Origin of the sequence: cyanobacterium endosymbiont of Epithemia turgida isolate EtSB Lake Yunoko, from assembly GCF_000829235.1 — a bacterium.
Taxonomy (GTDB): domain Bacteria; phylum Cyanobacteriota; class Cyanobacteriia; order Cyanobacteriales; family Microcystaceae; genus Rippkaea.
Genome location: NZ_AP012549.1, coordinates 143,333 through 155,921, shown reverse-complemented (window position 1 = coordinate 155,921; position 12,589 = coordinate 143,333). Strand labels below are relative to the sequence as shown.

The 12,589-nt window shown below is 28.6% G+C and carries 9 protein-coding genes and 1 pseudogene; 7 read left to right on the top strand and 3 right to left on the bottom strand.

Annotated features, from left to right (window positions below):
- Nucleotides 1-1,005: 1,005 nt before the first annotated feature.
- The 3 genes and pseudogenes from ETSB_RS00430 to ETSB_RS10765 all read left to right on the top strand — a co-directional run bounded on the left by ETSB_RS00430 (nt 1,006) and on the right by ETSB_RS10765 (nt 2,856).
- The gene (locus ETSB_RS00430) at nt 1,006-1,968 is read left to right on the top strand and encodes an undecaprenyl-diphosphate phosphatase (RefSeq protein ID WP_084220166.1); all 963 of its coding nucleotides are present in this window, start codon (nt 1,006-1,008) and stop codon (nt 1,966-1,968) included.
- Between the two features lie 438 nt (nt 1,969-2,406).
- Nucleotides 2,407-2,640, top strand: a pseudogene (locus ETSB_RS10770) (GTP-binding protein); the annotation flags it as partial.
- A gap of 21 nt (nt 2,641-2,661) precedes the next feature.
- Nucleotides 2,662-2,856 (top strand): hypothetical protein, encoded by a 195-nt coding sequence (locus ETSB_RS10765; RefSeq protein ID WP_408643587.1) that lies wholly within the window; start codon nt 2,662-2,664, stop codon nt 2,854-2,856.
- Between the two features lie 268 nt (nt 2,857-3,124).
- On the opposite strand, the gene dpsA is transcribed toward ETSB_RS10765, so the two are convergent.
- Nucleotides 3,125-3,676 (bottom strand): DNA starvation/stress protection protein DpsA, encoded by a 552-nt coding sequence (dpsA, locus tag ETSB_RS00420; RefSeq protein ID WP_044105619.1) that lies wholly within the window; start codon nt 3,674-3,676, stop codon nt 3,125-3,127.
- 531 nt (nt 3,677-4,207) lie between these two features.
- On the opposite strand from dpsA, the gene ETSB_RS00415 reads away from it, so the two are divergent.
- Nucleotides 4,208-4,756 (top strand): (2Fe-2S) ferredoxin domain-containing protein, encoded by a 549-nt coding sequence (locus ETSB_RS00415; protein ID WP_044105618.1) that lies wholly within the window; start codon nt 4,208-4,210, stop codon nt 4,754-4,756.
- Between the two features lie 4 nt (nt 4,757-4,760).
- On the opposite strand, the gene ETSB_RS00410 is transcribed toward ETSB_RS00415, so the two are convergent.
- Nucleotides 4,761-5,225, bottom strand: coding sequence for a hydrogenase maturation protease (locus ETSB_RS00410; protein ID WP_044105615.1), 465 nt, complete (start codon nt 5,223-5,225; stop codon nt 4,761-4,763).
- Between the two features lie 2,597 nt (nt 5,226-7,822).
- On the opposite strand from ETSB_RS00410, the gene ETSB_RS00405 reads away from it, so the two are divergent.
- Complete coding sequence (locus ETSB_RS00405; protein WP_232509821.1) at nt 7,823-8,686, top strand: tetratricopeptide repeat protein; 864 nt, start codon at nt 7,823-7,825, stop codon at nt 8,684-8,686.
- Between the two features lie 964 nt (nt 8,687-9,650).
- Here the strand turns inward: ETSB_RS00405 and ETSB_RS10145 are convergent.
- Nucleotides 9,651-9,941, bottom strand: a complete 291-nt coding sequence (locus tag ETSB_RS10145; protein WP_232509819.1) for a Sua5/YciO/YrdC/YwlC family protein — start codon at nt 9,939-9,941, stop codon at nt 9,651-9,653.
- A gap of 95 nt (nt 9,942-10,036) precedes the next feature.
- Between ETSB_RS10145 and larC the strand changes: the two genes are divergently transcribed.
- Both larC and ETSB_RS00390 read left to right on the top strand, forming a co-directional pair.
- Nucleotides 10,037-11,266, top strand: a complete 1,230-nt coding sequence (larC, locus tag ETSB_RS00395) for a nickel pincer cofactor biosynthesis protein LarC (protein WP_044105611.1) — start codon at nt 10,037-10,039, stop codon at nt 11,264-11,266.
- A gap of 83 nt (nt 11,267-11,349) precedes the next feature.
- Complete coding sequence (locus ETSB_RS00390; protein WP_044105609.1) at nt 11,350-12,267, top strand: lysylphosphatidylglycerol synthase transmembrane domain-containing protein; 918 nt, start codon at nt 11,350-11,352, stop codon at nt 12,265-12,267.
- Nucleotides 12,268-12,589: the final 322 nt, after the last annotated feature.

Below are 12,589 nucleotides of genomic sequence, written 5' to 3'. Positions count from 1 at the left end.
AACTAGATAAATTATTTTATGATATTCTCTCAACATCTCGTTTAGATAAAGTGTGTTTAACCATATATGTTACTAAATTATCTGTTAAAGTGGATCTAAAATTAAAGATAGTTGTCGTATAAATACGATAAGCACATTCTCATCGAGACTTATTTGTAAATCGCTAAAATCGTTGGCTATATTCAAAGAAAGAATCGTAAGATTATATTGTATTAAACTAGAAAATTGACTTTTTTAGGTGATCACTCCTTTAAAATTCTCTGGATAAGTGTAAATATTCTGTTAAATTCCAGGAAATCTAGTAATAATAGAGTATTTAGCTTAAATGATGATAAATTTTAGATAAAAAGAAATTCTTAGATTGCAACTAAATGTTAAGGTTTTTCACAGATTCAACTCCTGAGACTAGTTAGGGATGATTACATTAGAAAATCTCTCTCAGGAATTTTAACGATATCTAATCTGAGTTTATTTTCTAGATCTGCTGAAAGATATTAAGTCTTATCCAAGGCTTTTAAGTTTATTTATAGAGTTCTATTAGAGATAATTTACTTAAAGATAAATTTTCAGAAAAAGGGGAAAGGAAAGAGGTTAAAAGGTAGAGAGACAGCTTTAAGTTTATAGGGAATTTATAAAGAAGACTAAAATAAAATTTAAAGCTTAAAATTTTATTTTCTAAAAATTGATTTTCAAGATCAATAAGTTGGGGTTGAGTTTCGCTACTATCTAGATAGAATACCAAGACATTAGTAATTATTCTTGATTTCGATGTATTTTAAAAAAAATAAATAAGCTAGTAATTTCTCATATATAAAATTAGATAACTTTAACAATTTTTTAAAAAATCTAGGTTTTAAATAGATAATTAGGTTTAAATTTATTGAATGTTATAAGATGAATTGCTAGGGGGTTCAATTTTTGTAGAAAAGTTTTAAACAGCAAGTATTTACTGATAAAATTGCTGAAACTTTTATCCTTTAAGTTTATATAAGTCTCTCAATTCTTATGACTCAACCAAAACACAGACCACTAGAATTAGTTGCTTTTTTTGTTTTTAGCGGTGTATTGAGCCTATTTTGGAATTTTACAGCAACTGTTCATTCTAATTCCTTAAAAGTTTCTGATACTCCCATTTATCAATTTAACTGGTTTCAGTCTATTGTGTTAGGAATGGTACAAGGATTGACAGAATTTTTGCCCATTAGCAGTACGGCTCATTTAAAAGTTGTCCCCTTGGCTTTAGGATGGGGTGATCCTGGAGTATCTTTTACAGCAGTGATCCAACTAGGAAGTATTGCCGCAGTAATATGGTATTTCTGGTTAGATTTAACAGATATTATTAAAGGGACGCTAAAAGCTATCTGCATCTCGGACTATAAATCTTATGATTTTCGACTAGCGGCAGGCATTGTGTTGGGAACTTTACCGATTGCTTTCTTTGGGTTGTTATGGAAATGGTTAGTTTCTGATTTAGATAATTCTCCATTACGCAGTATAGGAGCTATTGCAATCTCTTCAATTGTAATGGCTGTATTGTTAGCTTTGTCAGAAAAATTAGGAACTCATAAACGAGATTTTAAACAACTAACATTACAAGACGGGGTCTTAATGGGACTAGCCCAAACTTTGGCTTTAATTCCGGGAGTGTCTCGTTCAGGTTCTACTATGACAGCTGGATTATTTATGAATTTGGAACGGGCAACCGCAGCTAAGTTTTCTTTTTTATTAGGAATTCCAGCTATTACTATAGCAGGATTAGCAGAATCTAAAGAAGTTTTGGTACTAGGCTTTTCCAAAGAAATTTTATTTCCTGTTATTATAGGAGTTATCTCTTCAACAATTTTTTCCTATTTAGCTATCGCTTGGTTAACCAGCTATTTACAAAACCGTGATACTTGGATTTTTGTTTGGTATCGTTTAGGATTTGGCGTATTAATTTTAGGATCTTTTGTGTTCAATCTTAATTGAATTAAAACATATATACACTACTTTTAAGTTAAAATAATATTATAAAAAATAACACTTACAATCAATTAGTTTCTCTAATATTTTTAAAGGGGTTTCAAGAAAAATTTTTGATAAAACATCATTTGACAACATGCTAAACTTTACTATACATAAAATTTTACGGTTATTACTGACTTTCTCGGAGTGGTTAAGGTAACATTGGTTCGTCATCTACTATAATATAATCAACAAAAATAAATTGCTGTTTTATTTAACAAATTTCAGGAAGTAGGAATAGATAGAAAATTTTTGCGGTATTGTCAGATTTGTGATGAAGATAAAGACTCAAATACTAATATTTTTGAATTAATTTTGTACTAGTTGAGACTTCTGGATTGGTATTGCCAAACCCTTTAGTTTAAGCCTTTCAGAGAATATAAATTCCTACCTAATAGGACCACTGTGGACAGAGTGGTAGCAGTAGTAGATCCTCAAGCTTTAGTTTTAGGTATTCTAGTAAGGGATTTGGCTGTCTTAGAAGCGCAACGACAGGATAATCCCAAACTAGAATATGAAAATCCAATTGAGGAGTTATTTAAAAATCAGTTAGTCTGTGTAAATTTAGTATTGTTGGCTAAAACTGACTTAATTGAACCGTTTCAACTTCATCAAGTCAAAGAGTGGTTGAGATAAGAATTAAGAGCAGAAATCAAAATGGTTTCTTATAATAACAAAGAAATTAATCCTAATGTTTTATTAGATTTTAATGTTGCTGTCGAGGATGATTTTAAAAATCGTCTTAGTCATCACAATGAGGAAGAAGACCATAATCATGATGATAATATTAATTCTGTTCGAGTAATTTTAGAGCAAGAGTTTGAGCTAAAGAGCTTAGTTAATCAACTTTAAAAAATAGTTAAAACTCAAAAAATTGATTGGATCAAAGGGTTTGTACATGTTTTATCTAAACCCATTCGGTTAGTTTTACAGGGAGTAGGTGATCGTTCTTGTAAATTTAATAAACTGCGCCAAACTTGATTAGTATTGATTAATCGTCGATTAACATTAGAAAAGATTGAGTGTGAATTAAACTAGAAATGTGAAAACTCCCATTAAGAATGGGAGTTTGTTCAATCAGGTACTGTTTGTTCTCTCTTTGGAAACTCTTAAGGAAGTTTTAGTTACCGTCATTAACAAAGGCTAGAGTTAAGCTGTCGCTAACTAAGAAGTGATCTAAATGATAAGCTCGTTCTTCTGTTTTAAGTAGAATTTGCTCATAAAGATAACGAGTTGCTCTATCTCCTAAGCTTTCAGCCTGAGCGGCTTGTTTACGGAGTAGCTTAAGAACTTCCTGTTCTGCCTCTAAATCATGTTCTACCATCTCCCGACAGCCGTAAGATCCATCTGCTTCAGGGTTAAAGCAACACAATTCAGCTAATTTGTTAAAACTAGCAGCGGGAATTCCTCCAAGTCCATTTAACCGTTCAGCGAGGGCATGAACATGATCACGAACATTATCGTAACTTTCATTAAAAAATTCATGTAAAGAGTAGAATTCTGAACCCTCTACAACAAAATGATGTTTTTCATATTGAAGGTATAGTCCTTGAAAACTAGCTATCAACACGTTTAATCCTTCACAAATAGGAATGGTAACACTCTTGTCTAGCAAAACAGAGTTTTCCCCCACGTCTCCAAAAGCACGTACCAAGCCCTGAGTAGTTGTCATCTTCATGGTTGCCTTCTTTATATTAAACTTTCTATATCTAAAATACCTTATTTTAGCAACAATTTATCAATACCTAAAAATATATTAAAAAAATTAGGCTTAAGCCAAAACGGATGAACCCAGATTTAATTTAGTTCCGAATTGTCTTCGGCAATAATTTTTTTTATTGAGATACTTCAAAATAATAATTATTTATTTAGGTTTTTATGTAAAGCAATAATAGAAATTATATTTATTCGTTGATGTCAATAAACTAAGTTGATTTTTCTTTAGAATTAACCTTAAGTCATAAAAACTGGTTTATAGTGATCGTTGAAGTGTACATTATTTATCTTCAAGATTTATAAATTCCCTGACATTGCTGTATTAATCAACTATTATAAGTCCAACTAGTCCTATTGTCGTCATCCAACTTTTGAGTGTGGTTAAGGGATGATTAAGCTCTAGTAAAGAATTAATCTACTAGTTAAATTATTGTTGTTATTACTAATAAGTTTAATTATCAATTATTTCATTAATAAATAAAAAAAGATGTCAAAGTTTTTAACTATTTCTCCTTTCCTCCTTATCGGTCAATTAGAAAGTTTTGTCATGAAAAACGCACTAATAACTAAATATTTGCGTATTAAAGTAACTTCAAGAGAATTTTGGGTAGAAATTCCCAAAGAATTAGGAGTTTATTTAGATATTAAACTTTCTCCTAAGGATTGGCTAGAAATTCAAGGAACTAGGGAAACAAAGGGTAGTATGGGAATTTTTAAACTTAAAGCGGAAACTATTAAAACTTTAACTCGACCTCAAAAAGCCTGTGTGATGATTATGCCGGAACAAGCTAGTAAAAAGAAGATTTTAGTCTGTAAACAAACTAGGTGTTGGGAGCGAGGAGGAAAATCATTATATCAACAAATACAGGCAAAATTAGTTGACCGCAGTTTAATGAATCAGGTAGAAATTAGGTTGACAGAATGTCTTAAACAATGCAAAAAAGGACCGAACATAGTAATTCTACCTGATGAAATTCAATATAATCAGGTTAGTGTCAGACAAGTGGATAATTTACTCGAGAAATATTTTACTTAAGTTGTCACCAATTTATAATTTGTTTTTTTAACTTCTCCAAAACCACTGTGGCAGCTTTTCGTATTGGAGGAGTTAATTCCAATCCTAGGTTTAAATTTTTTGCTTCAATTAAGTAGACGATTACCTCTTGAGGAAAATCGTTTTTAAAAATTTTACGTCCGGCTGCTAAGGCATTATCCCACCGAAAATTATGTAAGTTATAACTTGGTGTTGGTAAGTTCTCTAACTCTTCTCCAGGGACTTCAAAAATAGTTCCTGGAGAAGAATTAGTCGAACATGCATCAATAATAATTAATTTTTGACTACCTTGAGCTTGGAACATAACTTCTATTCCAGCTGTTCCACAATCATAGATACGAACATTAGAAGCAGGATGTTTTAAAAGAAATTCCTGAAGGTTTTGAGCAATGACAACCCCTACAGCATCATCAGATCGATTTAGATTACCACAACCAATAATAGTCAACATAGACAGTATAAAAGTATCAACAAAAGGAACATCCTAACTATGAGATAACCAATTTCAGAAAAAATAATCAGCGTATGGTGAAAGTTTCCCTACCTAAGAATAGAACATTATTATTTTAGTAATCTTTCTCTAAATAGAAAATTTGTTATTTATCTATTATTTCCGTCCTGCTTTCTCTACAATTAAAATTACTTATTACTCATCGGTTGTAAATATATTGTTTTTTTTGTCCAGAAACTCTTTTCTCTTTATTTCGATTTTCTTATTACCCAGCTAAACCTAAAGATACTTATTTCCTTTAACTAAAGCGAGAAAATTTGTTTTTTGATCTTTCAGCTTGTTTCTGAGTGTCAATTAGATTTATTCTAACTTTTTTAGCTTACTTAATCCTAAATGTGCTTTGATTGCGACACTAAAAGATTGTAAGTGTCTTCTTCCAACTCGATATTTCTCATAAGTATTTTGGTGGTTCTTTCAGAGTTAGTCTAATAAATTAGTAGCTAATAAATTACAAGATTTATACTTTGACTGTATTATTCAATTTTAGAAACTAGATATTTATAGAAATTAGAGTTATAAAATTTTGGAACCATATCAAAGTAAAACTTTAAATTTTTATTTATGTAACAAAAAACTATATTAAATAGGTTTTTATTTAATATAGTTTTTTGTTACACTTAATTTTTGTCAAATTACGTGTTATTTCGATAAAAATAACGCGCAATTTGACAGTTAATACAAAATAAAACTTAAGTGCCTTAGCAAATTAAAATAAATTTTTACCATATTTTTTATAAAAATTTTAAGATCAATAATAATAGATAATTTAAACTATAAATATCTTGATGTAGTCAGTACTCTAAAATTAGACAATATTTTTTATATTTTTTTAGTTGTTTATAAATTATTATAATTTATAAACAACTAAACTTGATTTTATCGTAAAATCTAATTCTAAAATTTTGAGTTCAAAATGTATGTCAATATTTATTTTTAAAGTTTTAACCCTGCTTCTATAAATTTTAAATACATAGTCTAAATATTGTATATAACACTTATTTTTTGTGCAAGTAAGTATTTCATTGCCATAAAAAATATTATTATTTTATTAGTTATTTCATGACATAAAAGTCATCCTGCTAAAGATTCTTCTTGATGACTATAAAAATATCATATCTTTTTTGTTATTTTATGACGCCTGAAAATTTATTCAATTAAATTAAAACTAACTTTAAATACTTTAAAATTTGTTGATTCAATTGATTATAAAAATAATATTTATTATAGAGAGTTTTCTATTCATAAACTAACTTGTATTTAAATACAAGTTGTTGTTTGATCATAAACATAAAAATACAGGTAAATAAATATAAAATATTAGTAGGATTAAAAACTTATTAAATAGTCTAATTAATAAAATATTGAATCCCAAAAATATTCTTAAGCTCGTAATAAACTATAACAATTTTAAAACATCTGCAAAATATATATTTATATTATTTAATTTTGCTAAATACTTAAAATATTTTTAAGTAGAGATACCACTATTGATAGAGCTATAAAAGATAAAATACTATATATTTGCAACAATTTATTAGATTATTATTATGATAATAAATAAAAAATTTTATAGGTTTAATTGTTATTTACAGTTAATTTTAAACCCAATATTTACAATAATTATTTATAATTTTAAATGCCTTAAGTTACTAATACTATTTTACATATTTTTACTATAATTTACTTAAGGTTTTAAATTTTCAGTATACCTTACTCTAATACTAGTAATAAACTAATTCATCTAATTTAACCAGTGCGAGTCTGCCAAAAAACAGCATAATGATATCTTCTACTAAGAGAGATAAGCTAAGCATTAAAAAATGCTGATAGCTAACTAGATTAAAAAATACTTTTTTTAATGCTTATTTTAAATAGGTGACATTAATGAATGTTGTTTATAGCGGAGAATTGCTTTTATTCATTGTTTATTCGTTTTATTTTGTGTTTGCATATACTTCTCGTATCATAAGATAAGAATTATTTTAAATTTTTATCTTAATTATTTTAAAGAAATCTTTTTTTAAAAAAAAGAAATTAAATTTTTCGATAATTTTATTTTTAGTACTTATGATATCTCATTTCTAGATAATTTAATCAATAAAAAAATATTTTTTTATTGATTAAGCCATTAAAAATAAAAAATACTGTTATTTTTCTTTACAAATTTAACTAGTTAGATTTTATTTGTAATCTTAATTTTTGGTAATAGATTAGTGCTTTTAATTTTAAAATTATATTAGTTAAACTGAGTTGAGTAGTTTGTTGAAGAAATAAAAATTAAGTTAAAATATTATAACAACAATTATTATCGATACCATAACTCTAGTCTTGTGTTTTTAGTCTTCATATAAAAGGTTTAGTATAACTCATTCTTTTTTACTTTAAACTTAATTAAAATTAACCAGATCTTAACAAAATACACACAACTTACAATCTCCAAATTTGCCAACACTATTGTATAACCAAATTGCAACGAGACAGACTACAATGATTGGGATGACCAACTAGCTATTCTGAAAGACTTTAACAAAAATATCGTGCCTAAACGTAACTGGTTGCTTTCCCTATTTGCTTTGACAGGGTTTTGGACTTTGATGACCCCCGTAATGGGACAGGCCCTTCTGCCCTACACTCCCCGATTAAACTTAGAGCAATTGGAACAACGGGGTTTAGAATTAGCCGAGGATGCGGTACAGTTAGTTCGTTTTCAACAATACGAGTTAGCCTTGTCAAGAGCCAAACTGGCTACCCAACTTGCTCCTACTCAATATCAACCTTGGTTTATTTTAGGAACTTTATATATTCAAAAACAAGAATTAGATCAAGCGATTGAGGCATTACAAAAAGCATTATCCATAGCTCCAGAAGAAGCAGGAATTAAATTTACCTTAGGAAATGCCTATTTTCAACAAGGAAAGTATCGAGCGGCGGTAAAGGAATTAGAACAAGGACTTGTCTTTAAACCAAATACACCCGCAGCTTTGTTTGATTTAGGTAATTCCTATTTAAAATTAAGAAAAATTACAGATGCAATTACAGTTTATAAAAAGGCAATTGCTCAAGAGAAAAATTTTTGGCCTGCGGTTAATAATATTGGTTTGATTAAGTACGAAGAAGGAGATACCAAGAGCGCGATTGAAGAGTGGAGAGCAGCATTAACTATTGATTCCGAACAAGCAGAGCCAAAATTAGCTGTAGCAGTAGCCTTATATGCTCAAGGGAAAACAGAGGAAGGACTTAAGTTAGGAGAAGCCGCTTTAAAACTTGACAGTCGCTATGGTGAATTGCAATTTCTAGAAGATAATCTCTGGGGAACTAAGCTATTAAAAGATACTAAAGTATTTCTAGATACTCCTAGTATTAAAGCCCTCCTAAAAAGCCTTGAAAAAACACCTTCATAGTTTACCTAAGTGGATTAAAATAAATAAATTACCTACAGACTTCTATCTCTTTTAAAAGAACTCCTGGTTGATATTTTTTGACAGTATTGGTTGTTCCATTGATTGTCAATCAACATCAATATCGGTCTTGTTCTAAAGAATGATTTTTTATCTCTTATATTAGAAGATATAATCATACGTAGCTTTATAGAGAATCTCTGTTTTATCTGAAAAAATAATAAACCCATGGGCTAATACTTCAGCAACTTAAAACATATGTTGATTTTCTGAACTTAAGATACAGCTTATCTATTGTCTAAAAATAGGAGAACTTTTAAGGATATTAACAATATCTAACACTTCTTATACAACAGCTCGCACTAATTTTATTTGAAGCTGTTAAATTTAATAGTGTAAACCTCGTAATATATTTTTTAAACAATTTTGATGATTATCTTGAATCAATTTGATTTTAATTATAGCTTTTAAACTAAAGTTTTTTTATAGAAAAAATTTAAATATTAATCAAAATACAAGCTTTAATAATTAAAGCATCAGTAGTTATTGTAGTATTAAATTTAATGCTTTAAATCTACTTAAATTAATAATGAATATTTAAAAAATCTAATTAACCTATTAAGGTAATTAAATTTTACGAATCATCTTAATCTAATCCTTATCGAACAACTATAGGATTAGATTAATTCATGTCTAAAATAGTAGATACTTCAACTCCATATTCTAATCCAGTATCAATAATGAAATTCACTTGATTATCTAAAATATCAAAAAATTTTTTTCTCTACTATAATAGTTAAAAAACCTCTTTTTTTATCAAGTGAATGTACAGAATTAGATACAATAGGATTATCTAAAATTTATAAAATTATTTGACAAATATTACTGTAGATGACTCGGATTACTATGTCTTTTTATTTGAGACTCATCACTAATTTAGTGACTAATTTTATCCTTAAAAAAAAGTCTAAAGACCAGGAATAACACTCTTCATTATTCGATAGGCTTTATCAGAGACAAAAGCATAATCAGTAACCCTACACAAAGAAGAACAGAGGCAGGTTAAGCATTCATTGCTGAACAATTGTCTCAATTGCTTAACCCGTTGTACAGCTAATTTATGATTAATATCACAACCGATAGCATAAACTATATTAGTAGGACATAAAATAATTGCCTCTTGTTTTAGGTCTTTCATAATGATTTCAATAGTACAAGATTGGGAATTATTAGGATAAAGATTGTATAGTTTAGCCATGTTAAAAATTAAAGATAAAACTTTATTTTAAGTATTAGAATAAAATTAAAATAATAACGCTTTTTTTGCCCAATAAGATAAAATTGACAAAAATCATGAAAAAAATCGGGTATTTAGACTGTCCAACAGGAATTGCTGGGGATATGTGTTTAGGAGCATTAGTTGACAGTGGTGTTCCGTTACAATATCTAATAAAAAAACTCCAACAATTAGGTATTGAAGCAGAATATTGTTTGTGGAAAGAACAGGTCCACCGTCAAGGACAATTAGCTACCAAGGTTCATGTTGACTTATTGAGAGTTAATCAGTTAACTGGGCATCATCATAGTCATAATTATTGTGTGCGTCATCTACCTGAAATTGAATTAATGATTAAACAAGCTAATTTATCTTCTCAAGTAACTCAATGGAGCTTGGATATATTCCGTCAACTAGCTATAGCAGAAGGAGCTGTACATGGGGTAGAACCGGAAAAAGTACGCTTTCATGAGGTAGGAGCTACTGATGCTATTGTAGACATTGTAGGAACTTGTTTAGGATTAGATTGGCTAGGGATAGAAGCTTTATATTGTTCATCTATGCCGAGAGGTGGAGGAATAGTTTGGGCAGCCCACGGATGTTTGCCAGTTCCTGTTCCAGCTGTAATTAAGTTATGGGAATTTCGTCAAGTTCCTATCTATAGCAATGATATTAATAGAGAATTAGTAACACCTACAGGAGCAGCTATTGTAACCACTTTAGTAACAAGCTTTGGCTCTCCTCCTCCAATAAAATTACAAAAAGTTGGTTTAGGGGCAGGTTCACAGGAATTAGTTATTCCCAATATTTTAAAGTTATGGATCGGAGAATCTCCTAGCGAAGATATTATTAATAGCTCAGAAAAAATTGCTGTGTTAGAAACTCAGATTGATGATCTTAACCCCCAAATAATTACTTACCTTTTTGAAAGGTTATTTTTAGTAGGAGCAGTCGATGTATTTACGCAAGCTATTGGTATGAAAAAGTCTCGTCCAGGAATTTTATTAACTGTAATATGTCCTCTGGATAAAATGGAAGATTGTAAGAAGATTATTTTTCAGGAAACTACCACACTAGGAATACGCTATCTTATTCAAAATCGCTCTATATTAAACCGAGAAATTCAGGAGTTAAATACAGATTATGGTATGGTAAGAGTTAAAATTGCTAGTCAAGAGATTAATGGACAGAAAACAATTATTAATGTTCAACCAGAATATGAAGACTGCGTAGTTTTAGCTAGAAAAATAAATCAACCATTACGAACTGTTCAACAGATGGTTTTGAATATTTGGCATAACAAATAGAAAGAAAATAAATAATAATTTTAGATTTATCTTTATATTCTTGCTAAACCATTTTTCAGAAGACATTTAAGGAGAATCTCTATATGAAAATAGCTTTTGCTGTCCTTAGAATTTACTTCAAATGGTTCATTTTCGGAATAGTTTTATTGTTCATAGTAAATACTTTTCAACGTAATTGGAGTACTGTCCTAACAGTAACCTTTAATAATCAAAGTTATTATTTATTAATAATAGCCTTTTTAGTTACTTTCTTTTCTCATATTTGGTCTGCGTTAGTCTGGGTTAAAATATTAAAACTACTCAAACAACCAATGACAAAAAAATGGGGTTTAAAAGTTTACTTGACTACCAATATATTTAAATATGTTCCTGGAAATATAGGACATTTTTATGGACGTATTTTTGCAATTCATAAACAAGGAATTTCTTTTAAGATTGCTAGTTTTACTGTTTTACTAGAACCACTATTTATGGCTAATTCAGCTTTAATGATTACTTTATCGAGTTATATTGTTGGAGTAAATAAAACCGCTTACAATCCTTGGTTATTTATTATACAAATGATAATCATGTTAATTGGATTGTTGGCAATTCATCCTTTTTTTATCAATAGAATATTTTTTTATTTTAAAAAAAATAACCAAGATAGTATTCAGAATAATATTTATTTTGAACATTATCCCAAGACTATTTTATTGGGAGAAATAGTATTCATATTACTAAGAGCATTAGGGTTTATTTTTACTTGGATAGCATTTATGCCAATATCAATTCTTCAAATTCCTTTATTATTAAATACTTTTAGTTTTGCCTGGCTATTAGGATTAATAATTCCTGGTGCACCTAGTGGTATAGGCGTATTTGAAGCCACCATTATTTTTCTACTAAAAACAGAAAATTTTCCTATTCAAATAGTTCTTAGTACTATTGTTATCTTTCGATTAATTAGTATCTTAGCAGAAGTTGCAGGGGCAGGATTATGGCTATTGACAAAAGAATAAATCAATAGAATACGTATGTTGATTGTAAACAAGTGTATTTACAAAAAAGATTTACATTGTATTTAATAAATTAAGAAAAATTTTACTATTAATATTTAAATTTAATTACCTAAAAATATAGAAAAGTAACTATTAAATTAGATAAAATAACAAGAGATTTATAGTGTAGTATTTACTATTTTTTAGGCTAAAAAATTAGTAAAAATATCTAAATAATTTAAATTAATTTAACTGTTTTGTAAATAATTGCTATTGAAGTTATAGCAATTATTTTTCTTTATTTTTATCGTTAATTTTTAGAGATTACTGAGTATGTAGTTCT

Excerpts from the sequence above, each read along its gene's own strand:
- ETSB_RS10765 (WP_408643587.1), top strand. The coding sequence starts at position 2,662 with ATGGTTTCTTATAATAACAAAGAAATTAATCCTAATGTTTTATTAGAT.
- larC (WP_044105611.1), top strand. The coding sequence starts at position 10,037 with ATGAAAAAAATCGGGTATTTAGACTGTCCAACAGGAATTGCTGGGGAT.
- ETSB_RS10145 (WP_232509819.1), bottom strand. The coding sequence starts at position 9,941 with ATGGCTAAACTATACAATCTTTATCCTAATAATTCCCAATCTTGTACT.
- ETSB_RS00415 (WP_044105618.1), top strand. The coding sequence starts at position 4,208 with ATGTCAAAGTTTTTAACTATTTCTCCTTTCCTCCTTATCGGTCAATTA.
- ETSB_RS00430 (WP_084220166.1), top strand. The coding sequence starts at position 1,006 with ATGACTCAACCAAAACACAGACCACTAGAATTAGTTGCTTTTTTTGTT.
- dpsA (WP_044105619.1), bottom strand. The coding sequence starts at position 3,676 with ATGACAACTACTCAGGGCTTGGTACGTGCTTTTGGAGACGTGGGGGAA.
- ETSB_RS00410 (WP_044105615.1), bottom strand. The coding sequence starts at position 5,225 with ATGTTGACTATTATTGGTTGTGGTAATCTAAATCGATCTGATGATGCT.
- ETSB_RS00390 (WP_044105609.1), top strand. The coding sequence starts at position 11,350 with ATGAAAATAGCTTTTGCTGTCCTTAGAATTTACTTCAAATGGTTCATT.